General features: G+C 39.7%; 27 protein-coding genes. 18 read left to right on the top strand and 9 right to left on the bottom strand.

Features of this window, described 5'->3' with window-relative positions:
* Positions 1–268 precede the first annotated feature (268 nt).
* Genes PULV_RS08565 through PULV_RS08540 form a run of 6 tightly spaced genes read left to right on the top strand, consistent with a single transcriptional unit; the run spans position 269 to position 5,246 of the window.
* Complete coding sequence (locus tag PULV_RS08565; protein ID WP_086743671.1) at positions 269–1,039, top strand: DUF3450 domain-containing protein; 771 nt, start codon at positions 269–271, stop codon at positions 1,037–1,039.
* Between the two features lie 5 nt (positions 1,040–1,044).
* The gene (locus PULV_RS08560; protein WP_086743670.1) at positions 1,045–2,409 is read left to right on the top strand and encodes a MotA/TolQ/ExbB proton channel family protein; all 1,365 of its coding nucleotides are present in this window, start codon (positions 1,045–1,047) and stop codon (positions 2,407–2,409) included.
* On the top strand, positions 2,409–2,933 hold the full coding sequence (locus tag PULV_RS08555; RefSeq protein WP_086743669.1) for a MotA/TolQ/ExbB proton channel family protein: 525 nt from the start codon (positions 2,409–2,411) through the stop codon (positions 2,931–2,933). Before PULV_RS08560 ends, PULV_RS08555 begins: the two co-directional genes overlap by 1 nt.
* A 14-nt stretch (positions 2,934–2,947) precedes the next feature.
* Positions 2,948–3,349 (top strand): ExbD/TolR family protein, encoded by a 402-nt coding sequence (locus tag PULV_RS08550; protein WP_086743668.1) that lies wholly within the window; start codon positions 2,948–2,950, stop codon positions 3,347–3,349.
* Entirely contained in the window at positions 3,349–3,963 is a 615-nt protein-coding gene (locus PULV_RS08545) for an energy transducer TonB (protein ID WP_086743667.1), read from the top strand. The genes PULV_RS08550 and PULV_RS08545 overlap by 1 nt, the downstream gene beginning before the upstream one ends.
* Positions 3,964–3,974: 11 nt before the next feature.
* Positions 3,975–5,246 carry a tetratricopeptide repeat protein gene (locus PULV_RS08540; protein WP_086743666.1) on the top strand — a complete coding sequence of 424 codons (1,272 nt, stop codon included), beginning with the start codon at positions 3,975–3,977 and terminating at the stop codon, positions 5,244–5,246.
* A gap of 57 nt (positions 5,247–5,303) precedes the next feature.
* Here PULV_RS08540 and PULV_RS08535 read toward each other — a convergent pair whose 3' ends face one another.
* Entirely contained in the window at positions 5,304–5,810 is a 507-nt protein-coding gene (locus PULV_RS08535; RefSeq protein ID WP_086743665.1) for a diguanylate cyclase, read from the bottom strand.
* A gap of 45 nt (positions 5,811–5,855) precedes the next feature.
* On the opposite strand from PULV_RS08535, the gene PULV_RS08530 reads away from it, so the two are divergent.
* Positions 5,856–6,956 carry a hypothetical protein gene (locus PULV_RS08530; protein WP_193331469.1) on the top strand — a complete coding sequence of 367 codons (1,101 nt, stop codon included), beginning with the start codon at positions 5,856–5,858 and terminating at the stop codon, positions 6,954–6,956.
* Here the strand turns inward: PULV_RS08530 and PULV_RS08525 are convergent.
* Together PULV_RS08525 and PULV_RS08520 are read right to left on the bottom strand one after the other, a co-directional pair.
* A complete protein-coding gene (locus tag PULV_RS08525; protein ID WP_193331467.1) occupies positions 6,953–7,294 on the bottom strand; it encodes a TraR/DksA family transcriptional regulator in 342 nt (113 codons plus the stop codon). The two genes, PULV_RS08530 and PULV_RS08525, sit on opposite strands and share 4 nt — an antisense overlap.
* A 69-nt stretch (positions 7,295–7,363) precedes the next feature.
* The gene (locus tag PULV_RS08520) at positions 7,364–8,320 is read right to left on the bottom strand and encodes a tRNA-dihydrouridine synthase (protein ID WP_193331466.1); all 957 of its coding nucleotides are present in this window, start codon (positions 8,318–8,320) and stop codon (positions 7,364–7,366) included.
* 268 nt (positions 8,321–8,588) lie between these two features.
* Here PULV_RS08520 and PULV_RS08515 point away from each other — a divergent pair, with 268 nt between their 5' ends.
* Positions 8,589–9,140: a hypothetical protein gene (locus tag PULV_RS08515; RefSeq protein ID WP_193331468.1), complete on the top strand. Its 552-nt coding sequence runs from the start codon at positions 8,589–8,591 to the stop codon at positions 9,138–9,140.
* Here the strand turns inward: PULV_RS08515 and PULV_RS08510 are convergent.
* Positions 9,137–9,478 (bottom strand): TraR/DksA family transcriptional regulator, encoded by a 342-nt coding sequence (locus PULV_RS08510; RefSeq protein ID WP_193331467.1) that lies wholly within the window; start codon positions 9,476–9,478, stop codon positions 9,137–9,139. The genes PULV_RS08515 and PULV_RS08510 overlap by 4 nt on opposite strands.
* A 69-nt stretch (positions 9,479–9,547) precedes the next feature.
* On the bottom strand, positions 9,548–10,504 hold the full coding sequence (locus tag PULV_RS08505; protein ID WP_193331466.1) for a tRNA-dihydrouridine synthase: 957 nt from the start codon (positions 10,502–10,504) through the stop codon (positions 9,548–9,550).
* A gap of 268 nt (positions 10,505–10,772) precedes the next feature.
* Between PULV_RS08505 and PULV_RS22170 the strand changes: the two genes are divergently transcribed.
* The 8 genes from PULV_RS22170 (at position 10,773) to htpG (ending at position 19,733) form a co-directional block, all read left to right on the top strand.
* Entirely contained in the window at positions 10,773–11,771 is a 999-nt protein-coding gene (locus PULV_RS22170) for an HvfA family oxazolone/thioamide-modified RiPP metallophore (protein ID WP_455430571.1), read from the top strand.
* Positions 11,772–11,834: 63 nt separating this feature from the next.
* Positions 11,835–12,683 carry an HvfB family MNIO-type RiPP peptide maturase gene (locus PULV_RS08495; protein ID WP_405127487.1) on the top strand — a complete coding sequence of 283 codons (849 nt, stop codon included), beginning with the start codon at positions 11,835–11,837 and terminating at the stop codon, positions 12,681–12,683.
* Positions 12,680–13,426 (top strand): HvfC family RiPP maturation protein, encoded by a 747-nt coding sequence (locus PULV_RS08490; RefSeq protein WP_193331465.1) that lies wholly within the window; start codon positions 12,680–12,682, stop codon positions 13,424–13,426. The genes PULV_RS08495 and PULV_RS08490 overlap by 4 nt, the downstream gene beginning before the upstream one ends.
* Before the next feature lie 330 nt (positions 13,427–13,756).
* A complete protein-coding gene (gene apt, locus PULV_RS08485; RefSeq protein WP_193331464.1) occupies positions 13,757–14,302 on the top strand; it encodes an adenine phosphoribosyltransferase in 546 nt (181 codons plus the stop codon).
* A gap of 3 nt (positions 14,303–14,305) precedes the next feature.
* Complete coding sequence (dnaX, locus tag PULV_RS08480; protein WP_193331463.1) at positions 14,306–16,663, top strand: DNA polymerase III subunit gamma/tau; 2,358 nt, start codon at positions 14,306–14,308, stop codon at positions 16,661–16,663.
* Between the two features lie 58 nt (positions 16,664–16,721).
* Positions 16,722–17,048 (top strand): YbaB/EbfC family nucleoid-associated protein, encoded by a 327-nt coding sequence (locus tag PULV_RS08475; RefSeq protein WP_086743657.1) that lies wholly within the window; start codon positions 16,722–16,724, stop codon positions 17,046–17,048.
* A 9-nt stretch (positions 17,049–17,057) separates the two neighbouring features.
* Positions 17,058–17,666, top strand: a complete 609-nt coding sequence (recR, locus tag PULV_RS08470; protein WP_086743656.1) for a recombination mediator RecR — start codon at positions 17,058–17,060, stop codon at positions 17,664–17,666.
* A 153-nt stretch (positions 17,667–17,819) separates the two neighbouring features.
* The gene (gene htpG, locus PULV_RS08465) at positions 17,820–19,733 is read left to right on the top strand and encodes a molecular chaperone HtpG (protein ID WP_193331462.1); all 1,914 of its coding nucleotides are present in this window, start codon (positions 17,820–17,822) and stop codon (positions 19,731–19,733) included.
* Positions 19,734–19,955: 222 nt separating this feature from the next.
* On the opposite strand, the gene PULV_RS08460 is transcribed toward htpG, so the two are convergent.
* From PULV_RS08460 to glf, 3 genes are all read right to left on the bottom strand, one after another.
* On the bottom strand, positions 19,956–20,849 hold the full coding sequence (locus tag PULV_RS08460) for a tetratricopeptide repeat protein (RefSeq protein WP_193331461.1): 894 nt from the start codon (positions 20,847–20,849) through the stop codon (positions 19,956–19,958).
* A gap of 222 nt (positions 20,850–21,071) precedes the next feature.
* The gene (locus PULV_RS08455) at positions 21,072–22,094 is read right to left on the bottom strand and encodes a beta-1,6-galactofuranosyltransferase (protein WP_193331460.1); all 1,023 of its coding nucleotides are present in this window, start codon (positions 22,092–22,094) and stop codon (positions 21,072–21,074) included.
* A gap of 4 nt (positions 22,095–22,098) precedes the next feature.
* Entirely contained in the window at positions 22,099–23,217 is a 1,119-nt protein-coding gene (glf, locus tag PULV_RS08450) for a UDP-galactopyranose mutase (RefSeq protein WP_086743652.1), read from the bottom strand.
* Positions 23,218–23,793: 576 nt separating this feature from the next.
* Here glf and adk point away from each other — a divergent pair.
* A complete protein-coding gene (gene adk, locus PULV_RS08445; RefSeq protein ID WP_193331459.1) occupies positions 23,794–24,438 on the top strand; it encodes an adenylate kinase in 645 nt (214 codons plus the stop codon).
* A gap of 49 nt (positions 24,439–24,487) precedes the next feature.
* Here the strand turns inward: adk and tpx are convergent, their stop codons facing one another.
* On the bottom strand, positions 24,488–25,072 hold the full coding sequence (tpx, locus tag PULV_RS08440; protein WP_193331458.1) for a thiol peroxidase: 585 nt from the start codon (positions 25,070–25,072) through the stop codon (positions 24,488–24,490).
* A gap of 237 nt (positions 25,073–25,309) precedes the next feature.
* Here tpx and PULV_RS08435 point away from each other — a divergent pair, with 237 nt between their 5' ends.
* Positions 25,310–26,314 carry a response regulator gene (locus tag PULV_RS08435; protein ID WP_193331457.1) on the top strand — a complete coding sequence of 335 codons (1,005 nt, stop codon included), beginning with the start codon at positions 25,310–25,312 and terminating at the stop codon, positions 26,312–26,314.
* Positions 26,315–26,318 lie beyond the last annotated feature (4 nt).

Genomic DNA, 26,318 nt, shown 5'->3' with positions numbered 1-26,318 from the left:
AAAAATTAAATTAAATTTAACATTTAATTTAACATCTCTATATTTCGCCATATAAATAGGGGCGAAAAGAAGTTTCTATTGTAAATTATCTGTAACTAAACGAGTCATAAAAAATAAATGTAAAAGATAGAGTAAACATCGAGTTGACAGAGCTTGCAGCATTTAGCATTATTGGTGAGTTGACGCTTTTATAAAAAGCGTTGGTTCTGGTTGAGTTTTAATCAGCTTTAAATTCTAAAAAGTAACATTACTTAATTGGTTGGGAACTATGTCTGTTAAAATCAGAAAAAGTCTTGTAGCAACAGCGTTGGTTGGCGCATTTGCATTTGCAAGCAATAACGTGATGGCAGATCCTTTGAATGAACTTCACAAAGCTGAAGCGCAAATTCACAAGGCTGCTGTAAAATCACAAGCGAAAGTAGATAATGCTTTTGAGCAAACTCAAGAACTACTAGCTGAATACCGTTCAGTAGTAGACGAAAAAGAGATCTTAAAAGTATATAACGATCACGTTGCTAATTTGGTTGCAGACCAAAATGCAGGTATTGAATCGTTTAATCGTCAAATCGCGACTATCGACAAAACGAAACAAAACGTTGTGCCTTTGATGTATCGCATGATCGATACGCTTGAGCAATTCATCAAAGCGGACGTTCCTTTTGAGACAGAAAAACGTTTAGCGCGTGTAGAAAGACTTCGTGAAACAATGGTTAATTCTTCAGTAACTACATCTGAAAAATACCGTCAAGTTTTAGAAGCTTACTTAGTAGAGAAAGACTACAGCTCTATCGTTGCTTCTAGTCAAGGTACGTTGAAGTTAGATGGCCGTGAAATTACAGTTGACTTCGGTCGTGTAGGCCGCGTTGCTTATGTAGCTCAGTCTCTTGATATGAAACATGCTTGGGTATGGAACAATACATCTAAGTCATGGGATGAATTAGGTGAAGAATACCTGAAGCCTGTGAAAGAGATGATCCGTATGTCACGTAAACAAGCGTCATACGATCTTGTTAAACTACCAATCTTTGGCGCGGAGTAATATTAATGAAGAAACTTTTTAAAGGTTTTGCTGTCGCTGCAGCGTTATCTGTTTCTGCAGGCGCTGCGTTAAATGCTCACGCTAATACAGCTGAATTAGATAAAATCTTAGAGCAAGTTAAAAAAGAGCGTATCTCAGAAGGTAAAATTAATCAGCAACGTGAGCAAGAGTTTTTATCTGCTCGTTCTGATAAGCAAGCTTTATTGAATAATGGTAAGCGTGAACTTGCAGCTGAAAAAGCTCGCGGTGAGCAGCTTAAGAAGCAATATGCTCAAAATGAGCTTACGCTTGCAGCTAAAGAAACTGAGCTTGAAACAGCTAAAGGTACTTTAGGTGAAATGTTTGGTGTTGTACGTCGTGCAGCAGCTGAAACAATCGGTTCAATTGAAGCGTCTGTAGTAAGTGCTCAATTCCCTAATCGTGATGAAGTACTTCGTTCATTAGCAGCAGCTAAAGAACTTCCAACAACTCGTGAATTAGAAGAGTTATGGATTGGTCTTCAAACTGAAATGACTGAGTCAGCAAAAGTATCTACTTTTGATGTTGAAGTTGCACAACTTGATGGTGCTACAAGTGTTAAATCTGTAACACGTATCGGTACTTTCAACTTAATCAGTGAAGATGGTTACTTAATCTATCACCCAGAAACAAAACAGGTTCAACCGCTAGGTCGTCAACCTGATGCGTTTATTACCAATGCAGCAAACGAACTCCGTTCTGCTACAGCAGGTAGCTACGTAGGTTTCTTCGTGGATCCAACTCGTGGTTCAATTTTGCGTCTTAACACGCAAAAAGCAACACCGGAAGATCGTTTCCACCAAGGTGGTGAAGTAGGTTATATCATTGCTGTTTTATTAGTTATTGGTTTCATTATCGCGTTAGTACGTTTAATTGACCTTTCTCTAGTATCAAGCAAAATGAAAGCTCAACTTAAGAACCCTGGTTCAGCTAACGAAAACAATCCTCTTGGCCGTATCTTAAAAGTTTACCACGATAACAAACACCAAGATGTTGAGAACCTAGAGCTTAAATTAGATGAAGCGATTCTTCGTGAAACGCCACGTATTGAAGCAGGTATTAACATCATCAAGATTTTCGCTGCAATCGCACCGTTACTTGGTCTACTAGGTACAGTTGTTGGTATGATCGATACCTTCCAACAAATTACGTTATTTGGTACAGGTGATCCGAAGATCATGGCTGGTTCAATCTCTATGGCACTTGTAACAACTGCTCTAGGTCTGATCGCTGCATTACCATTAATTTTATTCCACGCTGTTGTTCATGGTCGTAGCAAGTCAATTGTTCACGTTCTTGAAGAACAAAGTGCAGGCATCATCGCTGCTCACGCGGAGAAGGAGAAAGCCTAATGCTATTCCTGATAGAGCTTTGGGAATCTGTCAGGGATTTTGTGGCAACAGGCGGCCAAGTTCTTTATGTGGTCGCAATAGCACTCTTTCTTATGTGGGTATTAATGATTGAGCGTTATTGGTTCTTAACTGCAGAATTTCCTCGTATGAGAAAATCGATTATTGCAAGTTGGGACGCCCGCCAGGATACAACTTCCTGGTATGCACACAGAATCCGTGATGCATGGATTTCTGACGCGGCTGAAAAATTAAATCAGCGTATGTTGTTGATAAAAACCTTAGTTGCTATCTGTCCATTAATTGGTCTGCTAGGCACTGTAACCGGTATGATTGCTGTTTTTGAAACAATGGCTAATCAAGGTACAGGTAATGCACGATTAATGGCAGCTGGTATTTCAATGGCTACTATCCCGACAATGGCTGGAATGGTTGCGGCACTATCTGGTGTTTTCTTTAGTACTCGTCTTGAAGCCAAGGCTAAAGTTGCTAAAGCAAAACTTGTAGATAGTCTGCCTCATCACTAGAGAGAGAGTTTAATATGGCACGTAAACAACGTTTCCGTGAAGACGAAGACGCAGCAGTAGATATGACACCGATGCTTGACATCGTATTTATCATGCTGATTTTCTTTATCGTGACGACATCATTCGTGAAAGAAGCGGGTATTGAAGTCAATAAACCAAAGGCAGCTCAGGCTAGCAAGCAAAAAAATGCAAATATCTTCGTTGCTATTCGTGACAACGGCGAGATTTGGATTGATAAGCAACAAGTCGATGTTGAGCGTGTAGCAGCTAAAATTGAGAGTTTACTTGCAGAGCAACCTACTGATGTTGTTATTATCCAAGCGGATAAAGAAGCAAAACATGGTGTTGTTGTAAAGGTAATGGATGCAATTAAAGCTACTGGTGACTTAAGAATATCAATAGCTGGAGACCAGTGATGATTCGTTTTCTGTTTTCACTTTTAGCAGGTGGGGCAGTTACTTTCGGCTTGTTCTTTTTCATGGCGTATCTTATCTCCGGTGGAGCAGATCGCGCACAAAATGAACAAGAGCAGATTATAGTCGAAATTATGACGAATCCGCCTGAATCCAAGGTGCAGCAGCGAAAGCGCGTTCCGCCGCCGCCGCCACCACCGCCGAAGCAGCCGCCTAAACCGCAGCCGCCTCAGCCGGAAAATAGTAATCCTAATGCAGGGATAACTTTTAATATGCCATCTATAAATATGGGTGGTCCATCAACTGGTTTATCAGGTCCGGGCGCATTTGGACGTGATGGAGATGCGACACCGATTGTTCGTATCGAACCTAAATATCCACCACAAGCAGCGCGTGATGGTAAAGAGGGTTGGGTTCAGCTTTCATTTACTATCAATGAGCTAGGTGGCGTTGATGATATTGAAGTTATTGCTGCTGAGCCAAGACGTCTATTCGATCGTGAGGCAAAAAGAGCACTTTCGAAGTGGAAGTACAAACCTAAAATTGTTGATGGTAAGCCTATCAAACAACCAGGGTTGCAAGTACAACTTGACTTTAAACTTAACCAAGATAACTAAGGAGGAATGGAATGAAAAACTTATCTAAAGTAACAGCTCTTGCACTACTTATTTCTCTTGGTGGTGGCTTAACAACAACTTCGGTGATGGCGAAGCCTAATTACGAAGAGATTGAAAAGCGAAAAAAAGCTAAAACTCAAGTTATGAGCGAGCGAGTAGGTAAAAAAGTGATGAAAGCTTTTGAACTATTCCAAGCCGAACCACAAGATATTCCAGGCGCAATAGCTGTACTTGCAGAGCTTGAACCATCAGATAAATTTGATGCCGCTACGGTGAATAATTATCTTGGCCAGATGTATGCGCAAATTGAGAAATATGATTTAGCTGCTAAACATTTAAAATTGGCAATTGATGGTGATGCTTTGAATTTCAAAGATCATGCTCAATCAATGCGCACTTTAGGCGATATTTACCTTAGTAACAAAAGGTTTAAAGAGGCTAAAGCATTATATCTAGGTTGGATTGACTTCACAGGTGAAGAAGATCCGCAAGTTTATCTTCGGATAGCTAATGTACACTACGAGTTAAAAGAGTATAAGCAAGTTATTGCACCTGCAGATCGTAATATTGACCTTCTGAGAGGAAAAGAGCCTAATAAGCAGGCTTTTGATATGAAGATTGGTGCATACAGCGAGCTTAAAGACTTTAAAAGTGCTGTTAAAGTAACTGAAGAAGTTCTAAAAACTTGGCCTGAGAAGCCAAAATCTTGGACTTTACTCGGTCGTTTCTATATGCAAGTGGAAGATTATAAAAAAGGTCTTTCTACTATGGAAATCGCATATAAAAATGGTTACTTTGACTCAGAAACTGACTATCGTATTTTAGCGAGCCTTTATTCACTTAATGATATTCCTTGGAAAGCGGGTTTAACGCTCGAGAAGGCATTGAAAGATGATAAAATTAAGCGTAATAAAGACAATGTTAATGCAATGGCTAGCTATTTCCATCAAGCTAAGGAAATCTCTAAAGCTGCTAAGTATTATCAAGAAGCTGGCGCATTTGAGAATGATGCAGAACTTTATCGTAAAGCAGGCTCAATCCTTCTCAGAATAGAGAAGTATTCACAGTCCGTCACTGCGTTAAATAAAGCTCTTGAATTAGGCACTAAAAAAGAAGGTACAACTTACACCGACTTGGCTGAAGCGTATTATCACCAAGAGAAGTATAAGCAAGCTTATGTTGCAATTAAAAAAGCAATGGAAGACCCTTCTACACGTAAATTTGCTCAAGGTTGGTCTGTATTTATTAAAGACAAAGCTGCACGCAAAGGCGTAAAGATTTAACTTATGCTAATAAAAAAGCCCCGAAAGGGGCTTTTTTTTAAACTGATTTTTACTCAATTAGTGTTGTGTATATTGGGTTATTTTAAAACTATTTACGCCGTTGAGCTCTGCTGCGTGTAATACTCCTAAGGTCTCTTGGAAAAACATTTCTATATTCACTGTATCATTAGGATGGACATTAACAGCACCGTAGCAGATATTCACAGCGCCAAAACTCTCGCCTAAAGCCGTCTTGATAGCCGCTTGAATTCTTTCAATTATGACATTAGTACCACCTTGATTTAATCCAAACAGACCTAACGCAAAATAGTTATCATTAAACCGACAGACTAGATCGGTGCTACGGTATGTTTGAAGTTTAAGGATGTTAGCTAATTCAACAAAGAGTATTTTTTGTTGTTCATCTCTAAGATTTACATGAGGATCCACAAGTATTACAGTTAGTGCATCCTGATCGCGAATTAATCGATGCCATTCTCGGTTAAACACTTCCATAAAGTACGCTTGATTGTATAATCCTGTGTCATGATCTCGGAATGATGCATTTTGGAACGAAAAAATCATTTTGCTACCTCACACGCTATTTTCACACTTTAAGGTTAGATGAACTTGTTCAAAATTACTCAGTTATTATCAATATTTATCTTATTTAATTTAGTTGGCTGCTCAGAACCTATTGCCCACATACCGGACTCAAAACAGCAAATAGTTGAACACTTAAAGCTAAATAACAACTGGTTGTATGTGACATCTAAAAAGCAGTTAGTTGACTCACCACTGCCATTTAATGAAGAGTACCTCGAGAAACGACATGTGTTATACGATCATTTACTGCAATTTAATCTCGATAATTCAATACAAAAACAATTAGAGTACTTAATAATCGAAGAGCGTTTTGCTGAGCGGTTTTACCCCTGGCCGCCGAATCAAAATGTCCTGTTGCCGCTAGTCGAGAATTGGCAGGGAGCAGCATCAGAAATTTTAGCCGATAAAACGATCACTTGGCTTAAATTTGTTGAAGATACACTCACTCAAAATCGAAATGACAAACTGGCTTTAAATCGAATTGAGCTTAATCAAATCAATGAGTTTGTTTTTGATGTAAAAAAACAGCTAGAAGTATCGAGTTATGCTAATAAAGCAGCTCAGCAATTATTAGTACAGTTAGATCATTTTCATGCATTTTTATCAGGCTATAGACCTAGATCAACCATTAGTATGTCTCAGCAACCGAATGGTTCAAGCTGGTATCAAGCTAAAATAAATTATTATTCAGGACAGTCAAAAAGCCCAAATGAGTGGCTAAATGACATTGTTGTGGCACATATTGATATTATTAAGAGTGAGGAAGAGCTTTCTTCGTTACTGGATGATACTTTGCAGCATGCTCTAACAGTTGATCAACTGTTAACTCTATTTAATGCTTCTAAAACAAGAGATGGTCTTGATTGGCGAACACATTACGTTGATGTTGTGGCAGCATTTCAGTCGGTTGAACTTTCTAGCCTTACTCCAGCTCATCGAAAAATTGCACTTACATTGGCTAATGTTGATTTAGGAATCCATTATCAGTCATGGTCTTATCAGCATGCAGAGCAATTTTTAAAAGATCAGCTCAACTTAGATCAACAGCAATCTAAAGTTTTGATTCACTTTATTGTCTTGCAGCCAGGTGTGTCCATTGCACCTGCCACTCAGTTGTATCTTTAACGCTCGCAAAGTCCGCAGCGTTGTTTGGTTGGATCTTTTTTTAGCTCATCAAGTGAGATAGGTTCTTCACAGTCTGCGCAATAGCCATATTGACCAATATCAAATTGACACAGTGCAGCTTCTACTTTTGTTAATTCCTTTACTAGAGTTGTGTGATCGGGTGACACATTATGCTCGAGTAGCTCCACCCAACTTGTTTGTGGATGGCTTTTCAATGTTTCGGCTAAATTTTTCTCAGCCGAAATGGTTGAATTCGATAGACATTCAAGCAATTCTTCTTGGATGCGATTTAATTGGACTATTAAATGTGCTTTTAATGAGTTTAACGCATAGGCCATATGGCACCTCCTGTTTTATGCAAAGCAGTATAGGAGGTGTCGATTTGATTCAGCATGATTTGAATCAACTTAGCCGATATTAGCGTGACCTTTTACAATTTCAAGTACGGCTGCATTTTCATGAAGTCGCTTAATATCTTCAAATAAAGTGACAGCTTCAGGGTAGTTTAATTTAAGATAGGCCAACCATTGCTTTGTACGCGACGCGAAATATTGACTATTTTTATCACCACAGCTATGCATGCCTGATTCCAAAATTTGTAGCAGTAAATCTTTCCACTCAAGCGGCTTATAGGGTTGATTAATGTTACTCATCGCAATCTCTTTGGCTAAATCGGGTTGAGCTAATGCACCACGTCCTAGCATGACATCTGTACAACCACTTCGCAGTTTGCATCGTTGGTAATCATCGACCGACCACACTTCGCCATTGGCGACCACTGGTAAGCTTTTTTGCGCTTTAAGTGGTAGAATTTTTTCCCAATATGCAGGGGGTCGGTACCCATCTTTTTTAGTGCGAGCATGAATTGCAATACTTGAAGCATTTGCACTGGCTACGGCATCGAAAATCTCTTGGCTTAAGCTGTCGTCATCAAATCCTAAACGAACCTTTGCTGTCACTTCATGGGCAGGATCAACAGCATCGCGAACAGCTTTTACAATTGCATAAATGATTTCAGGATCTTTGAGTAATACAGCTCCGCCGCGGCTCTTATTCACAGCTTTAGCTGGGCAACCAAAATTCAGGTCAATACCATGAGAGCCAAGTTCAATGGCCCTGACAGCATTTTGGGCGAGCCAATGGGGTTCTTGACCTAATAGCTGAATACGAACAGATGTGCCAGAACGAGTTTTCCCATGTTGATTGAGCTCTGGGCAATAACGAAAAAAGACTCGAGGAGGGAGCAATTGATCAACAATACGGATAAACTCAGTGACACAGAGATCAAATCCACCTAAATCAGTTAGAAATTGACGCATCTGGAAATCAACGACGCCCTCCATTGGGGCTAATATTAGCTTCATATTCTCCATGAGCACACAATAAAAAAGATGGCGCATTATACCTAAGCAGCTTAGATATCATAGTGCGTTTGGCGTTCTTTTTAACAAGCTTAATGAATGAGAATTTAATCAATAGCCCTTAATTTACTTGATATAAATAATATTTAAGATCATAGTTTTAACTTATTTATTAAATTTTTTAAAAATATCTGAAAGAAAATAAAAACTCGGCAGGTCTTATTACCTAAGTCAACTTAATTACGCAGTATCAACAACAAGAGAATCTGTTATGAAAAATTTGAAAAAAAACTCAGTCGCATTAACTTTAGGTGCAGTTGTGATTGGAACATCTGCTTTAACTTCTGTAAATGCTGAAGCAAACCCCTTTTTGATGTCTGCAATGGTGAGCGGATATCAACTTGATGCAGAAGAAGTAAATGACATTGTTGTGGCACATATTGATATTATTAAGAGTGAGGAAGAGCTTTCTTCGTTACTGGATGATACTTTGCAGCATGCTCTAACAGTTGATCAACTGTTAACTCTATTTAATGCTTCTAAAACAAGAGATGGTCTTGATTGGCGAACACATTACGTTGATGTTGTGGCAGCATTTCAGTCGGTTGAACTTTCTAGCCTTACTCCAGCTCATCGAAAAATTGCACTTACATTGGCTAATGTTGATTTAGGAATCCATTATCAGTCATGGTCTTATCAGCATGCAGAGCAATTTTTAAAAGATCAGCTCAACTTAGATCAACAGCAATCTAAAGTTTTGATTCACTTTATTGTCTTGCAGCCAGGTGTGTCCATTGCACCTGCCACTCAGTTGTATCTTTAACGCTCGCAAAGTCCGCAGCGTTGTTTGGTTGGATCTTTTTTTAGCTCATCAAGTGAGATAGGTTCTTCACAGTCTGCGCAATAGCCATATTGACCAATATCAAATTGACACAGTGCAGCTTCTACTTTTGTTAATTCCTTTACTAGAGTTGTGTGATCGGGTGACACATTATGCTCGAGTAGCTCCACCCAACTTGTTTGTGGATGGCTTTTCAATGTTTCGGCTAAATTTTTCTCAGCCGAAATGGTTGAATTCGATAGACATTCAAGCAATTCTTCTTGGATGCGATTTAATTGGACTATTAAATGTGCTTTTAATGAGTTTAACGCATAGGCCATATGGCACCTCCTGTTTTATGCAAAGCAGTATAGGAGGTGTCGATTTGATTCAGCATGATTTGAATCAACTTAGCCGATATTAGCGTGACCTTTTACAATTTCAAGTACGGCTGCATTTTCATGAAGTCGCTTAATATCTTCAAATAAAGTGACAGCTTCAGGGTAGTTTAATTTAAGATAGGCCAACCATTGCTTTGTACGCGACGCGAAATATTGACTATTTTTATCACCACAGCTATGCATGCCTGATTCCAAAATTTGTAGCAGTAAATCTTTCCACTCAAGCGGCTTATAGGGTTGATTAATGTTACTCATCGCAATCTCTTTGGCTAAATCGGGTTGAGCTAATGCACCACGTCCTAGCATGACATCTGTACAACCACTTCGCAGTTTGCATCGTTGGTAATCATCGACCGACCACACTTCGCCATTGGCGACCACTGGTAAGCTTTTTTGCGCTTTAAGTGGTAGAATTTTTTCCCAATATGCAGGGGGTCGGTACCCATCTTTTTTAGTGCGAGCATGAATTGCAATACTTGAAGCATTTGCACTGGCTACGGCATCGAAAATCTCTTGGCTTAAGCTGTCGTCATCAAATCCTAAACGAACCTTTGCTGTCACTTCATGGGCAGGATCAACAGCATCGCGAACAGCTTTTACAATTGCATAAATGATTTCAGGATCTTTGAGTAATACAGCTCCGCCGCGGCTCTTATTCACAGCTTTAGCTGGGCAACCAAAATTCAGGTCAATACCATGAGAGCCAAGTTCAATGGCCCTGACAGCATTTTGGGCGAGCCAATGGGGTTCTTGACCTAATAGCTGAATACGAACAGATGTGCCAGAACGAGTTTTCCCATGTTGATTGAGCTCTGGGCAATAACGAAAAAAGACTCGAGGAGGGAGCAATTGATCAACAATACGGATAAACTCAGTGACACAGAGATCAAATCCACCTAAATCAGTTAGAAATTGACGCATCTGGAAATCAACGACGCCCTCCATTGGGGCTAATATTAGCTTCATATTCTCCATGAGCACACAATAAAAAAGATGGCGCATTATACCTAAGCAGCTTAGATATCATAGTGCGTTTGGCGTTCTTTTTAACAAGCTTAATGAATGAGAATTTAATCAATAGCCCTTAATTTACTTGATATAAATAATATTTAAGATCATAGTTTTAACTTATTTATTAAATTTTTTAAAAATATCTGAAAGAAAATAAAAACTCGGCAGGTCTTATTACCTAAGTCAACTTAATTACGCAGTATCAACAACAAGAGAATCTGTTATGAAAAATTTGAAAAAAAACTCAGTCGCATTAACTTTAGGTGCAGTTGTGATTGGAACATCTGCTTTAACTTCTGTAAATGCTGAAGCAAACCCCTTTTTGATGTCTGCAATGGTGAGCGGATATCAACTTGATGCAGAAGAAGGCAAATGCGGCGAAGGAAAATGTGGCGAAGGTAAAAAAGCCGCTAAAGAAGGCAAGTGCGGCGAAGGAAAATGTGGCGAAAGTAAAAAAGCGGCTAAAGAAGGCAAGTGCGGTGAAGGAAAATGTGGCGAAGGTAAAAAAGCCGCTAAAGAAGGCAAGTGCGGTGAAGGAAAATGTGGCGAAGGTAAAAAAGCCGCTAAAGAAGGCAAATGTGGTGAAGGAAAATGTGGCGAAGGCAAAAAAGCCGCTAAAGAAGGCAAGTGCGGTGAAGGAAAATGTGGCGAAGGTAAAAAAGCCGCTAAAGAAGGCAAGTGCGGCGAAGGAAAATGTGGTGAAGGTAAAAAAGCCGCTAAAGAAGGCAAGTGCGGCGAAGGAAAATGTGGTGAAGGTAAAAAAGCCGCTAAAGAAGGCAAGTGCGGCGAAGGAAAATGTGGTGAAGGTAAAAAAGCCGCTAAAGAAGGCAAGTGCGGCGAAGGAAAATGTGGTGAAGGTAAAAAAGCCGCTAAAGAAGGCAAGTGCGGCGAAGGAAAATGTGGTGAAGGTAAAAAAGCCGCTAAAGAAGGCAAGTGCGGCGAAGGAAAATGTGGTGAAGGTAAAAAAGCCGCTAAAGAAGGCAAGTGCGGCGAAGGAAAATGTGGTGAAGGTAAAAAAGCCGCTAAAGAAGGCAAGTGCGGCGAAGGAAAATGTGGTGAAGGTAAAAAAGCCGCTAAAGAAGGCAAGTGCGGCGAAGGAAAATGTGGTGAAGGTAAAAAAGCCGCTAAAGAAGGCAAGTGCGGCGAAGGAAAATGTGGTGAAGGTAAAAAAGCCGCTAAAGAAGGCAAGTGCGGCGAAGGCAAATGTGGTGGAATGCAATAATTTGTTAAGTTAGTTTTCTTTAATTGGCCAGCAACGCTGGCCATTTATTTTTTAAATCTAGGTATTTGTGTGAGTAAAGTAGAATTGATTGGTAGGGCCGGACTTGGTCTTCGACGTGAAATGCTCGATGATATGGCATCTTTAACAACCGAGAGGCCTGATTTTTTAGAAGTCGCACCAGAGAATTGGTTGGTGTTAGGTGGTAAATTTGGCAAGCAATTTAGGTCGTTAACTGAGCAGTACTCGTTTGTTTGTCATGGGCTATCTTTATCGCTTGGATCTCCGGATCCTATCGATATCAATTTTGTAAAACAGCTTAAAATATTTTTTAAACAACATGATATTAAAATTTATAGCGAGCATTTAAGCTACTGTTCGGGTAATGGCCATTTGTATGATTTAATGCCGATCCCTTTTTCTGAAGAATCTGCTCACTACGTAGCTGATAGAATTAAATTAGTGCAAGATATTTTAGAGCAACGCATTGCAGTCGAAAATGTCTCTTATTATGCAGCACCTGATCAAAAAATGTCAGAAATCGATTTTACCAATATGGTTCTCGAATTATCGGATTGTGACTTATTACTTGATGTGAACAATATTTACGTAAATTCAGTTAATCATGATTATGATGCCTCAGCTTTCTTAAAAGCCTTACCGAGTCAGCGCATTGCTTATGGGCATATCGCAGGACATTATAATGAAGCTGAAGATTTAATTATTGACACTCACGGTGATGATGTCATTGAACCTGTTTGGAAGTTGTTAGCACAGGCGTATCAGCATCATGGTATTTTCCCGACGTTGTTAGAACGGGATTTTAATTTGCCGCCAATCGATGAACTGTTAGAAGAAGTACAAAAAATTCGAGCCATCCAAGGTATGGCTAGTCAATCAGAGCAATTGAAATGAATAACTTTCAGCGTACTCAACAACAATTCATGGCACATATTCGCGATCCCATTAACCATGAAGCGCCTGATGGTATAGAAGATCGCCGCATGGCTATTTATCGTGATCTTTTCTTTAATAATATCGAAGGGTTTATAAGTTCTGGTTTCCCTGTTTTGAAATCATTGTATTCACAAGAGCAATGGACAGAACTTGTTCGTTTGTTTTTTAAGAATCATCACTGTGAATCTCCTTATTTTTTACATATAGCGCAAGAGTTTTTAGATTTTCTTTCGCAAAGCTACCAACCGATAGACAATGATCCTCCTTATTTACTCGAACTTGCTCATTACGAGTGGGTTGAATTAGCACTTTCAATCGAAGATGAAGACTTAACAGAAAAACAACTTCAAGAAAATAACATAGCCAAAGAGCCACTATGTTTAAGTCATTTAGCATGGAATTTGAGCTACCAATACCCTGTTCAGTTTATAAGTGAAGACAACTCAAACCCTGATATTGTAGAGCAGGGTAATTACATTGTTGTCTATCGGGATGAGCAAGATGAGATCCAATTTATTGCCATTAATGTAATGACAGCGTTATTGTTGCAAATTATTGAGCAAGAACCTGGGCTATTGTTAGAACAGGTCGTCTCGCGAGTCCATCATCAAGTCGCGCATTTAAGTTTCGAGGTCATATTACAAGGCGCGCAGACTATTATTAATGATTTAGGTGCTAGAAAAATAATCGTTACACGTTAGAAAAATGAGTTCTCATCTTTATTAACCGCGTCGCTTGAACTATTATTGCGCGCGTCGTAGTCGTGTTTAATATAGAGGTAGTCGTAATGGCACATAAAGGTGAATTTAAAGACCCGTTTAACGTTAAATATTTTTTAGCATTTTTAGTTGTTTTTGCAGTAATAGGCTGTTTGAATGGGATACTCGGATGGGTTAAGGTACTATCAGTATAATAGTATCGCATCCACAGGCTGCTCAGGCAGCCTTTTTTAATGCCTAAAATTATTCAGGGCTGCCTATTTGGCAGAAAATTTGTATAATTGCCCTTTAGTAAAGAGTGAGAAAATTAACATGTCACAGTCTACCTTAGACTACATTAAAAGCAGCATTGCGACTGTTCCAGATTATCCTAAAGCGGGTATCATGTTTCGTGATGTCACGAGTCTAATTGCAGATCCAAAAGCCTTCCAAGCGGTTACAAATTTATTTATTGCGGCATATCAAGATAAAGGCTTTACAAAAATTATCGGTACAGAGTCACGAGGATTTATCTTTGGTGCACCTTTGGCGGTTGCTTTAGGTATTCCATTTATTCCTGTTCGTAAACCTGGAAAACTTCCAAGAGAAGTAATCAGCCAAGCGTATCAATTAGAATATGGTGAAGATATTCTTGAAATTCATACTGACGCTATTGTAGCAGGTGACAAAGTTTTATTAGTAGATGACTTATTAGCTACCGGTGGTACGATAGAAGCGACCTATAAGCTGGTAGAGCGTTTAGGTGGTCATGCTTCTGATGCTGCGTTTGTTGTTTCTTTGCCAGAATTAGGCGGAGAGCAGCGAATTGAGAAATTAGGCATTAATATTTTAAAATTAGTTGAGTTTGAAGGCGAATAAGCCATGAGTTATCAGGTCCTTGCACGAAAATGGCGACCACAAAATTTCCACCAGTTAGTGGGGCAAGAGCATGTTAAACAAGCATTAATCAATGCCTTAACACAGCAACGCTTGCACCATGCATATTTGTTCACTGGTACACGTGGCGTGGGTAAAACAACCATCGCAAGGATCTTTGCTAAAAGTCTTAACTGTGAACTGGGCATAACTGCAACGCCTTGCGGCATGTGCAGTGCCTGCCAAGATATAGAAGCAGGACGTTATATTGATTTATTAGAAATCGATGCCGCATCGCGAACAAAAGTCGAAGATACCCGAGAAATTCTTGATAATGTGCAGTATGCGCCCACCCGAGGGCGCTACAAAGTATATCTCATCGATGAAGTTCACATGCTCTCAAAACACAGCTTTAATGCATTGCTTAAAACCCTCGAAGAGCCTCCTGAACACGTTAAATTTTTGCTAGCAACCACAGATCCGCAAAAGTTGCCGGTCACAATTTTATCGCGTTGTTTACAGTTTAATTTGAGTGCACTGTCTAGAACTGAAATTTCGACACAGCTTCATCATGTTCTCGGACAAGAGCAGATTGCATTTGACGATCAGGCTTTGGCTTTGTTGGCAAAAGCAGCTGATGGCAGTATGCGTGATGCCCTAAGTTTAACTGACCAAGCCATTGCACAAACAAACGGACAGGTGATGTCGAGCCAAGTTAAAGCGATGCTTGGTTTGATGGACAGTGCGTGGGCCAAGCGCCTTCTCATCAGCATTGTCGCAAATGAAGGTGTGCAACTTTTAGAGATTGTGGCTGATTTAGCAAAACACAATGCAAACAGTAAATCGGTGTTAGATGATTTATTGAGTTTGACGCATTTGTTATTACTGACACAGCTGGTACCTGAGGCCGCATCGCTGAGTGATGAAGATGCACCTTTTATCAATGAAATGAGCCAACTTATTTCACCGCAACAGGTTCAGGTGTATTACCAACTTTTATTAGGTGGTAAAAAAGATTTGCAGTGGGCGCCAGATGAACGTTTAGGTCTAGAAATGGTGTTATTGAGACTATTAGCTTTTGAGCCCTCATCAACTGTGAATCATGCGACTGTACCTGCTGAATCACCGTCGCGTTCAGCGGGGGCGATGAGCAATATTCGCGAGCTTCTTGCGCAATCATCATCGGCTGATAACTTAGCTAATTCTTCAGCATCGAGTAAACCAGCACCAAGGCTTACAGTTCCTCCAATAGTACCGCAGCAATCACACGATGCACTCAATGAGTTTTTAACACATGAACTGGATACTGATAATGAAGATTCGCAACTAAGTAGCCAGTTAACTGATGTACTTAGTCAAGCGGATGCACTTCGTTCTGCATCAGAACAACAATTTGAACAACATGCCACTTCTCATGTTCAGACAGAGTTGGCCGTTGCTGAACATGGTGCTGAGGTTACTCAAGTTAATGAGTCGAAGGCCATGCTGTCAGAGCTAGAATCTTCATCTGCGCGACACAATCAAATAGATGAGGGTGTAAAAGAGAATCCGAATGAAGAGCAAAGTGCTCATTCGGCGACAGTTGAGCATAACTTAGTAACTTCCCTTGAAAGCAAAATGTCTGGTGCGCAATCTGCCATTGCGGCAATTTTGCGCAATCGAAATGTTTCCGGCTCTGGTCAACTGCACAGTGGCCAATCCGAAAATCAAGCTACCTCTCAGCAACAGGTGCCACCTGAGGTAAAAAAGACTGAGCCCCAGCAAGGGGGCTTAGAAGCTGTTGAGTCAGCACCTGTTAGTAGCCAGCAACCAGCAGCTAGGCAAAGAGCTGACTTGAAATCACGACATGTGATGGATCCGGCAAACTTAGCGCCAGAATTATTAGTTCAGATTAGCGAACAAGTATCTGAACCCGATGAGGTTGAAGTCGAAGAAATTGCAATTCCTGAAGGGTTCATTAGCCCTTTGACAGAGATCCGCTTTGCTCATCAACAAGACCACTGGGCGCAGTTAATCGAACAGATGGCATTGGGAGGGCGGATACGCCAGTTTGCGTTGCATGGTGTCTATCAACGCAACGACAACCAGGTTTATTTAAAGGTTGATGCCACTCAGCAACACTTAGATAGCCAAGTAATGCGTGATAAATTGACTGAATCCTTGAGTGAAACACTTGAGAGCGCGATTGTATTGCAGATAGACTTTATTGAAAGTGTTGAAAATACGCCATATCGTATCCAGCAAGATTTAGACGAAAAGCGTTGGCATCATGCGAAACAAGTAATTGAAAATGATGAAATTACTGTACAATTTCAACAACGTTTTTCAGCAACCATAGATGAAAATACTATCCGGGCATTGTAATTTACAGACGAAGTGATTATCGTGGCCAGATCAAACTTAGACAAAGAGAGAACTAATTATGATGAAAGGTGGAATGGGTAACCTAATGAAGCAAGCGCAGCAAATGCAAGAGCGCATGCAAAAGGCCCAAGATGAAATAGCTAATATGGAAGTCGTCGGTGAATCAGGTGCAGGTCTGGTAAAAGTCACTATGTTGGGTAACCACAATGTTCGTCGTGTTGAGCTTGATGAAAGCTTGATGGAAGATGATAAAGATATGATCGAAGACTTATTGGCTGCAGCAGTGAATGATGCTGTGCGTCGCGTTGAAGAGCAAAGTAAAGAACGCATGGCAAAAGTAACTGGAGGCATGCAAATGCCGCCAGGTTTCAAAATGCCATTTTAAGTACGAGTTATGAAACTTTCAGCCAATTTGACTCAACTTATCAGTAGTCTGCGTTGTTTACCAGGCATCGGACCTAAATCTGCACAGCGTATTGCTTTTCATCTTTTAGAAAGGGATCGTGAAGGCGGAACTCAGTTGGGTCATGCACTGACCAATGCAATGAACAAAGTGGGGCATTGCCAAACGTGTCGTACATTTTGCGAAGAGCCAATCTGTGAGCTTTGTCAAAATCCGAAACGGATTGACTCAGGGCTTTTATGTGTGGTCGAGTCACCCTCTGATGTACTCGCGATAGAGCAAACTGCACAATTTGCAGGGCGTTATTTTGTGCTAATGGGTCATTTGTCGCCACTGGATGGAATTGGCCCAAATGAAATTGGTTTGGATGAGCTTGAATTGCAATTTGCCAAAGGCGATATTCAAGAGGTGATTTTAGCCACCAATCCAACAGTAGAGGGCGAAACTACCGCGCATTATATTGCTGAGCTCTGTCAAAAATATCAGATTTCAGCATCGCGTATTGCACATGGTGTGCCGGTGGGAGGTGAGCTTGATTTGGTTGATGGCAAAACGCTTGCTCATGCCTTTAACGGCCGTAAAGTCGTAGCTATTGACTAAATAATGATGTTGAAAGTTAAACAAAAAACCAACCCTTAGGTTGGTTTTTTTGTTTTCAGAGCATTGAATTTTAAAAATCCCCTTGAAGTCTGTTTTGCGACCCCCATATACAGTGCATATCCACTTGGTTATCGCATTTACATGGAGAACGCAATGACAGCAACTCAAAAAGAAACATTAGGCTTTCAAACCGAAGTCAAACAATTATTGAACCTAATGATCCACTCACTTTATTCGAATAAAGAAATTTTTCTTCGTGAATTAGTGTCAAACGCCTCAGATGCTGCAGATAAACTGCGCTTTTTAGCTTTATCAAATGGTAACCTCTATCAAGGTGATGCTGATTTAAAAGTACGAGTCAGTGCTGATAAAGAAAAAAATACTGTGACCATTTCAGACAATGGCATAGGGATGACACGTGATGAAGTGATCAGCTCTCTAGGCACAATCGCAAAATCAGGCACTGCAGAGTTTTTCAAAAACTTGACTGGCGATCAGGCAAAAGATTCACAGTTAATTGGTCAATTCGGTGTTGGTTTTTACTCAGCGTTTATCGTTGCAGAATCAGTGACGGTACGTACACGTAAAGCGGGTGAAGATAAAGCGATTGAATGGCACTCACAAGGTGAAGGTGAGTACACATTAGAAGAAATCGAAAAAGAAACACGTGGTACAGAAATCACGCTGCATCTTCGTGAAGAAGAAACTGAATTTGCCGATAATTTCCGCCTGAAAAGCATTATTACAAAATACTCAGATCACATTTCTATTCCCGTTGAAATGTGGCAAGACGAAACGCCAGAGTCAGAAGGTCCTGACGGAGAAAAAATCCCAGCAGTACCCGGAGAATGGCAAGCAATCAATAAAGCGACGGCTTTGTGGACTCGTGATAAGTCAGAAGTGTCTGATGAAGAATACAAAGAGTTTTATAAACATGTGAGCCATGATTGGGAAGAGCCATTATCATGGGCACACAACAAGGTTGAAGGTAAAACTGAATATACTAGCTTATTGTATATCCCTAAAAAAGCGCCATTTGATTTATGGAATCGTGAGCGTCAAAGTGGCTTAAAATTATATGTGCAACGTGTCTTCATTATGGATGATGCTGAGCAATTCATGCCAAGCTACTTACGTTTTGTAAAAGGCTTATTAGATTCGAATGATTTACCGCTTAATGTGTCACGTGAAATTTTACAAGATAACAAAGTCACGCAAGCTATCCGTAAAGGTTGTACGTCGCGCGTGTTAAAAATGCTTGAGCGTATGGGCAAAAACCGCCCAGAAGAGTATCAAACATTTTGGGATGAATTTGGTCAAGTGATCAAAGAAGGCCCAGCAGAAGACATGGCCAATAAAGACGCAATCGCTAAATTATTACGCTTTGCTTCAACAGAAACAAATGAAAGTACGCAAACTGTTTCGCTTGAAGAATATATCGCTCGCATGAAAGAGGGCCAAGAAAAAATCTATTACGTAGTCGCTGATAGTTTTGGTGCAGCTAAAAACTCACCGCATTTGGAAATTTTCCGCAAGAAAGGTATTGAAGTCTTGTTGCTTTCAGATCGCGTTGATGAGTGGATGATGAGCCACTTAACTGAGTTTGATGGTAAACAACTAAGTTCAGTGACACGTGGTGATCTTGACCTTGGAAAGCTTGATGATGAACAAGATAAGCAAGAGCAAGAAAAATCAGAGCAAGCGGTTGAAGGCCTGATTGAGCGCGTCAAAACAGTGCTGGCTGATAAAGTAAAAGAAGTCCGTTTCACTCATCGTTTAACCGACTCACCGGCTTGTGTGGTGACTGATGAAAATGACATGAGTTCACAGATGGCGAAGTTAATGGCATCTGTCGGGCAAGCAATTCCAGAGTCTCAGCCTATTTTTGAGTTAAACCCAGAGCATCAATTGGTAACGCATCTAAATGAGTTACAAGATGAAGACAAGTTTGCTCAGTGGTCAGAAGTGCTGCTTGATCAAGCGTTACTCGCTGAGCGCGGTAGCTTAAAAGATCCTGCAGGTTTTGTGAGTCGTTTAAACAAATTAATGCTTGATTTAAGTAAGTAATAACTAACAAGTTTGAATAGAAAAAGGAGAGCCAGCGCTCTCCTTTTTTTGACTGATTGTGGAAGAAAATCTCTGTTGATCATTTACTTATTGATAGTTGTAAGTTTTTGATCATAGTTGTAAGTTTCTGATCGATACCTTCAAGACCGTTGCCAATATTATTTACCACTTAAACTAAGTGGTAAATAATAATAAGGGCGATTGCAATTCCATCAATTATATTTATCTACGACGGCTTGTAAACTTCATCCAAAGAGGAACATCGCCTTTATCGTCTCTTGTCCATCCAAAACGGCATCTATTTCTAGTACAAGAGTTTCCTGGAATATTTGAAATCGCAGATCCATTGTATAAACCAGACTCTTTCAGGTTACTTATCAACTCTTTGATTTTCAGTTCACTATCAAATGACTCAGCAGCTATTATCTCTATATTTGGATCTATATATAAAAGTTTAGTATCGACATTTTGTCCATCTAAAATAGCAGCTAGCTTAGTTAAGTTTTCATTAGCACCTTCGACTCCTCTAATTGCTAATGTTTTATACATCATTGCAGCAGAGAACAAATCAACATTCGTACCAATTCCATGCTCGTAAAATACAGCTAATAGCTCATATGCTGGAAGATACGTTGATTCTTTAGCTTGTAAAAGTAACTGAAATGAAGCTTTATCTGAAACAGGGTTATTCTCTTTAAAGAGTAACTTAGCTTTGTCAACTAAAGCTGGTGGAAAATTTTGAGAAACAGCTCTATCCAAAAGGTCATTTGATCGAGCTATATCTTGCTCAAAAATGAAGCCTTTTCTTAACCAAAGTGACATTTCACGAAGAGCTACAGGATCTCGCCATTTTGCCGCTTTAAGCATAAACCTTTTAGCTTGTTCATGATTTTCTTCAACTCCATCACCATTAGCGAAGGCTATAGCAAGTAAGACTGCAGCTTCACTACTTCCGTGATCCCCAAGACGCATCAACTTCTTAAAATCTGATGTACAATCTTCAGTATCACATTGGTATTCATTACTATTTACAGATTCACTTTTAGCGTTCACAGTAAAAGTTAAAGCTGCCGAGAGAAAACCAAAATAAATATATTTAGATAAGGTATTTTTCATAGATGTCCTTAAAAATGATGTAACCTTTAAGAAACCTATCATTAAATAAACAATCTAACAAACAAAAATTAACTTTTTAGAAACAAAACCGTAGAAGCAGATAGATCGATAGTCACTTATTAATTGAAAGCTCATACCGTTAAACAAGCGGTATGGGTTAATAGATAAGCACACACTGTCTGAAAGATTGCATGTGCTTATCTGAAACTCAATCTAGTCGAACTAGCAATTAAGCGCTTTAAGCGCCCGAGATAAATATTGTCCTGTTTGTAAGTCAGCTTTCACTTTTAATACATTGGCTTTCATTTGTGCGATTTGCTCAGGAGTTAATTCACTTAAACGCTGTTTTATTTCTTTTAATGAACTGACTTTAAAACCAATGCCTGCTGTTTCGACAAAGTCAGCCATGGCTGCTTTATCCCAAATAATGATCGGCATTTCACACAGTAGATATAAAGAAAGCTTGTGTGGATTGTTATATTGCAGGTATTGACCCGTTTCACCATCGCAAGAGTCGAGAGAATTCCCGTACCAAACGAGACCAAAATCCCCATCGATGCAATCAATGACTTTATCTGCAGGAAAACAACCTTTGTAATCAAGGCGTGTATTTTCGCGATCATGTATTTTGCTTGCATCGAATCCGACACCATAGAGATCGAATTTAAAATTTCCGCGTTCCAAATGATCAAGCTCATAAATAAAAGGCCCCATGTTGCCGGCAAAGACGACCCTTATTTGTTCAACGTTGATAGGTGTTCTGACCGCCTGAGGTTGATCGGTATGTAAATAATCAAACGCCTCAATATTGGCTAATTGCGGTTTGATATTTTGTTGTTCAAACCACGCACGCATTTTATCATTGTGGACAATTAACTTATCTGATTGGTTGAGAATAGCGATTTCCTTTTCAGAAAACCCATATTTACCTTTAAGGCTGCGAACATCATGCACTATGGTCAATACGTCACATTTTTTTAGTTTTGCACCCCAAAGACAGTAGCCATAGAACTTATGAAAGGGGTACTGCAAGCAGAGTGTACTGCCTTTTTTGAGACGTAAAATTCCCAAAGTAACGCTGAGTACACTGATCAATGTGCCTAAGATAGAGTTCGCTATCCACGTTTGTTTAAGCCCAATGTTTTTCCAACCATTGTTTTGCAAAATGGTTTCACAATCCATTTTTGCTTTACCTGCCGCATCAAATTTAGAGCGATAATTGCGTGCAATATAGACTTTATTCATCGTTTTACTTTAATTCCTGTGCTGTGAGTGCTAATGCGGCTTCAATAGTGTCATCCATATCATAATATTTGTAGTTGGCTAACCGGCCACCAAAAATGAATTTATCAGCATAGGGTGCTGTTTTTGCAAGGGCTTGATAGCGAGCCAATAACTGATTATTGGTGTCATCGTTGATGGGGTAATACGGCTCGTTATCTTGACTAAATTCATGTGGGTATTCTTTAGTGACAACAGTTTTAGCCTGTGTGCCAAATTCGAAATGCTTGTGCTCGAGGATGCGAGTATAAGGCACGTCTTTTTCGGTATAATTCACAACAGCATTACCTTGATGATTTTCTTCATCAAGTACCTGTGTTTCGAAGTGCAAACTTCTGTATTCTAACGCACCAAATTGGCAACCGAAAAACTCATCAATTTTCCCAGTATAAAGGACTTTATTAGCGAGCTGATTGTAGGAGTGTGCGTCATCAAAATAATTCACATCGGTTTTTACTTCAATGCCATTTAGCAGAGCGTCCGTTAATGAGTTGTAGCCGCCAATTGGGATCCCTTGATATAAGTCATTAAAGTAGTTGTTATCAAATGTGAATCTAAAGGGAAGTCTTTGGATAATAAAAGCTGGGATCTCAGTAGCTGGTCGGCCCCATTGTTTTTCTGTATAGCCTTTAATCAGCTTTTCATACAGATCAAGACCGCCTAAAAATAGCGCTTGTTCTTCTAAGTTCTTAGGCGTTAGGTCAGCGTAAGGTGCGCGTTCTTGAGCGATACGCTCTTTAGCTTGCTGTGGAGTCGTCACTCCCCACAGCTGATAAAAGGTATTCATATTGAACGGTAAGTTGTAAAGCTTATCTTCAAATCGCGCAACAGGTGAGTTGACATAATGATTGAATGAAACAAATTGATTTACATAATCCCACACTTCTTGATTACTCGTATGGAAGATATGTGCACCATATTTATGTACATTGATGCCTTCGACATTCTCACAAAATATATTTCCACCAGTATGTGAGCGTTTATCGATCACAAGGACTTTCTTCCCTTTATTTGTGGCTTCTCTTGCAAATACGGCACCGAATAAACCAGCACCGACAATTAGGTAATCATATTGACTAGTCGACATCTGAAAGTTCTCTTTGATTCTATTAGGGGCTGTTGCTCTTTCGTGGTTAAATTTTGTTCGAGATAAAAGCGTTTTTATCGCCCCGAGCAGTGTGTAGCCTAGTCATTCTAAGCAAATACTGCTCAACAAAGAGAAATACGCTTTTAGCCGAACCCTTCGGGCAGCGTTTGTTGGGTATTTCTACTGCGTTATCGCTTTTTCGTGTAGCTCGCTACACCACAAAAGCGCTGTCTTGTATAAATACCCAGCAATTCGCTGCAAAAATCATCACGAAAGATCAACAGCCCCTAATTAAACGTCATTTATTTAGAAAAACTATATCAGAAATACACATTAAAAAAATCAAGTACTTTGTTTAATTCTGTGAGTGAATTTGCCATTTTTTGCATTGTTGTTAACTAAGCTGATCATTCGAGTATGTCACTTCGCTGACAGTTAAAAATCCCTGTTTAAAGTCTGGTTCACTGATTTAAGTGTTCAATAGTCTAAAACTTTTGGCTATAGGCTATTGAGTATCCATAGCGCTTGTGGAAGAATTCCCACTCTTAAATAATCATGACACATGAGGACAGTGATATGCGCATTATTCTTTTAGGCGCGCCAGGTGCGGGTAAAGGTACACAAGCTCAATTTCTGATGGAAAAGTTTTCAATCCCACAGATTTCTACGGGTGATATGTTACGTGCTGCGATTAAAGAAGGCACGCCGCTTGGCCTAGAAGCGAAAAAAGTGATGGATGCAGGTCAATTGATCTCTGACGATATCATTATCGGTTTAGTTAAAGAGCGTATTAGTAAAGCAGATTGCGAAAAAGGCTTTTTACTTGATGGTTTCCCTCGTACGATCCCACAAGCTGATGCAATGAAAGAAAATGGTGTAGTCGTTGATTATGTACTTGAGTTTGATGTTGCTGATGAAGTGATTGTTGAGCGCATGGGCGGTCGTCGTGTTCATCCTGGTTCTGGTCGTGTTTATCATGTGGTTTATAATCCATCAAAAGAAGACGGTAAAGATGATGTGACTGGTGATGAGTTAATCATTCGCCCTGATGATGTCGAAGAAACGGTTCGTAAGCGTTTAGGCATTTACCATGAGCAAACTAAGCCATTGGTTGATTACTATCAAGCTGAAGCTCAAGCAGGTAACACTCAGTATCACAAATTAGATGGTACCCAAGCAGTTGAAGCAGTAAGTGCGCAGTTAGGCGCGTTGCTGAGCTAAGTGTTTGCAGGAAAAAGCCCTCATTTTTTGAGGGCTTTTTTTTGCCTTTTTATAAAGTTTTAAGCGCGGCTTCTACGTTTGCATATTCAGGTTCTTTAGATAAAACAGGAACCAATTGTTTATAGATAATTTTATGATCTTTGTTGAGGATAAACACTGCACGGCTGAGTAAACCCATATCTTGAATAATCAAGCCATATTTTTCACCAAAATCATGCCATACAGAGTCTGATAATGTGGTGACTTTATCGATATTTTCGGCTTTACAAAATCGTTTTTGAGCAAAGGGTAGGTCTGCACTGATAGTTAACATTTCAACATCTGGATATTGTGCTGCAACGGTTTCGTTAAAGTGCTTTGTTTGTAAGCTACAAATTCCAGTGTCTAAACTGGGCACGACACTAATTAACACTGGTTTGTTTTTAAATTGAGTCAGCTCAATGGGCATAAACTTATCATCGACAACTTTAAAGTTGGGTGCAATATCACCTTGTTTTACACCTTGGCCTAATAATACAACGGGTTTCTCTCCTGCCATAACGTGACCTGCATCGAGTTGATTAATGGCCGATGAAGCGGCAAAAGCGGCTGATGTTAAACAACAAGAAAGGGAAAAAAGGGCAATACGTATCATGACTAAGCTCCACAAAATTAAGATGAGATTAGCATCTAATGGAATGAAAAATTTGTAAAGGAAAACTCTGCTAGTTGCGATAATATCTGGAAAAACAAGAATAAATGACTCTGAACATGAGTTTTAGGTGCAAAGCTATTATAAAGTTTGCTATGTTTTAACCTTGAAGTGAAGAATGTGTGAATTTCGTTAAGTTCTGCTCTAAACTAGTAATTATAAAATATAAAGAGATTGTTTATGGCTACCCCGATTCTTATATGTGATGATTCTCGACTTGCTCGTCGTCAACTGGCACGCTCTTTACCTGAGGATTGGGATATCCAAATTGAATATGCTGAAAATGGTCTGCAGTGTATTGAGCAAATTCGTAAAATCAATCCTGAAATCCTTTTCTTAGATTTAAACATGCCACAAATGGATGGTTATGAGGTTCTTCAAGCTATTCAAGAGCAAGATTTGCATGTTTTAACAGTTGTGGTGTCTGGGGATATCCAACCGACTGCACATCAGCGCGTAATCGAACTTGGTGCCATTGATTTCATACAAAAACCTTGTGATATTAATAAGCTCGCGGAAATTATTGAAAAGCATGGTATCAAAGACCGTGCAATCCGAGAGCGCTTAGCAAACTCGTTAGGAGAGCAGTTAGATCCTGATATTCGCGACATATATCAAGAGCTGACGAACGTTGCTATGGGTCAAGCTGGTGACTTACTGGCGCGTTTACTGAATGTATTTGTTAAATTACCCATTCCGAATGTTAATGTGCTAGAAGTCAGTGAGCTCGATATGGCATTGCAGTCAATAGACAGCAATGCGAGCACATCAGGCGTCTGTCAGGGATTCATCGGCGGAGGTGTATCTGGTGAAGCCTTATTGCTTTTAAATGATTCCAGCTTCAAAGAAGTGGCTTCTTTAATGAATTTTGAAGGGGAACTCAACAGTAAAAATGAATTAGAGTTGTTGATGGATATCAGCAACATACTCATTGGAGCAGTATTAACTGGCTTATCAAAGCAACTAGATATGCCATTTAGTCAAGGACACCCGGTTGTAATGGGGCAACACTGTGACGTACATGATTTAGTCCGAACTAATAAATCTAGATGGCAAAGAACTTTAGCCATTGAGATTAGTTATGGTATTGAAAATCATGAAATAAACTGTGATTTAATGTTGTTATTTACTGAAGACTCATTAAAAACGCTGAAGTATAAAGTTCAGTATTTACTAGAAGATTAAGCCT

The sequence above is a fragment of the Pseudoalteromonas ulvae UL12 genome, assembly GCF_014925405.1.
Classification (GTDB): Bacteria; Pseudomonadota; Gammaproteobacteria; order Enterobacterales; family Alteromonadaceae; genus Pseudoalteromonas; species Pseudoalteromonas ulvae.
The sequence above is the reverse complement of the archived record's forward strand: the minus strand, read 5'-3'. Positions and strand labels throughout refer to the sequence as shown.

Bases quoted from the DNA above. Each gene is read 5' to 3' on its own strand.
- recR (WP_086743656.1), top strand. From the start codon at position 17,058: ATGAAACTTTCAGCCAATTTGACTCAACTTATCAGTAGTCTGCGTTGT.
- PULV_RS08535 (WP_086743665.1), bottom strand. From the start codon at position 5,810: ATGATTTTTTCGTTCCAAAATGCATCATTCCGAGATCATGACACAGGA.
- PULV_RS08515 (WP_193331468.1), top strand. From the start codon at position 8,589: ATGAAAAATTTGAAAAAAAACTCAGTCGCATTAACTTTAGGTGCAGTT.
- adk (WP_193331459.1), top strand. From the start codon at position 23,794: ATGCGCATTATTCTTTTAGGCGCGCCAGGTGCGGGTAAAGGTACACAA.
- PULV_RS08560 (WP_086743670.1), top strand. From the start codon at position 1,045: ATGAAGAAACTTTTTAAAGGTTTTGCTGTCGCTGCAGCGTTATCTGTT.
- PULV_RS08525 (WP_193331467.1), bottom strand. From the start codon at position 7,294: ATGGCCTATGCGTTAAACTCATTAAAAGCACATTTAATAGTCCAATTA.
- PULV_RS08475 (WP_086743657.1), top strand. From the start codon at position 16,722: ATGATGAAAGGTGGAATGGGTAACCTAATGAAGCAAGCGCAGCAAATG.
- PULV_RS08520 (WP_193331466.1), bottom strand. From the start codon at position 8,320: ATGAAGCTAATATTAGCCCCAATGGAGGGCGTCGTTGATTTCCAGATG.
- PULV_RS08435 (WP_193331457.1), top strand. From the start codon at position 25,310: ATGGCTACCCCGATTCTTATATGTGATGATTCTCGACTTGCTCGTCGT.
- tpx (WP_193331458.1), bottom strand. From the start codon at position 25,072: ATGATACGTATTGCCCTTTTTTCCCTTTCTTGTTGTTTAACATCAGCC.
- dnaX (WP_193331463.1), top strand. From the start codon at position 14,306: ATGAGTTATCAGGTCCTTGCACGAAAATGGCGACCACAAAATTTCCAC.
- PULV_RS08540 (WP_086743666.1), top strand. From the start codon at position 3,975: ATGAAAAACTTATCTAAAGTAACAGCTCTTGCACTACTTATTTCTCTT.
- PULV_RS08565 (WP_086743671.1), top strand. From the start codon at position 269: ATGTCTGTTAAAATCAGAAAAAGTCTTGTAGCAACAGCGTTGGTTGGC.
- apt (WP_193331464.1), top strand. From the start codon at position 13,757: ATGTCACAGTCTACCTTAGACTACATTAAAAGCAGCATTGCGACTGTT.
- PULV_RS08545 (WP_086743667.1), top strand. From the start codon at position 3,349: ATGATTCGTTTTCTGTTTTCACTTTTAGCAGGTGGGGCAGTTACTTTC.
- htpG (WP_193331462.1), top strand. From the start codon at position 17,820: ATGACAGCAACTCAAAAAGAAACATTAGGCTTTCAAACCGAAGTCAAA.
- PULV_RS08455 (WP_193331460.1), bottom strand. From the start codon at position 22,094: ATGAATAAAGTCTATATTGCACGCAATTATCGCTCTAAATTTGATGCG.
- PULV_RS08550 (WP_086743668.1), top strand. From the start codon at position 2,948: ATGGCACGTAAACAACGTTTCCGTGAAGACGAAGACGCAGCAGTAGAT.
- PULV_RS08460 (WP_193331461.1), bottom strand. From the start codon at position 20,849: ATGAAAAATACCTTATCTAAATATATTTATTTTGGTTTTCTCTCGGCA.
- PULV_RS08490 (WP_193331465.1), top strand. From the start codon at position 12,680: ATGAATAACTTTCAGCGTACTCAACAACAATTCATGGCACATATTCGC.
- PULV_RS22170 (WP_455430571.1), top strand. From the start codon at position 10,773: ATGAAAAATTTGAAAAAAAACTCAGTCGCATTAACTTTAGGTGCAGTT.
- PULV_RS08505 (WP_193331466.1), bottom strand. From the start codon at position 10,504: ATGAAGCTAATATTAGCCCCAATGGAGGGCGTCGTTGATTTCCAGATG.
- PULV_RS08510 (WP_193331467.1), bottom strand. From the start codon at position 9,478: ATGGCCTATGCGTTAAACTCATTAAAAGCACATTTAATAGTCCAATTA.
- glf (WP_086743652.1), bottom strand. From the start codon at position 23,217: ATGTCGACTAGTCAATATGATTACCTAATTGTCGGTGCTGGTTTATTC.
- PULV_RS08555 (WP_086743669.1), top strand. From the start codon at position 2,409: ATGCTATTCCTGATAGAGCTTTGGGAATCTGTCAGGGATTTTGTGGCA.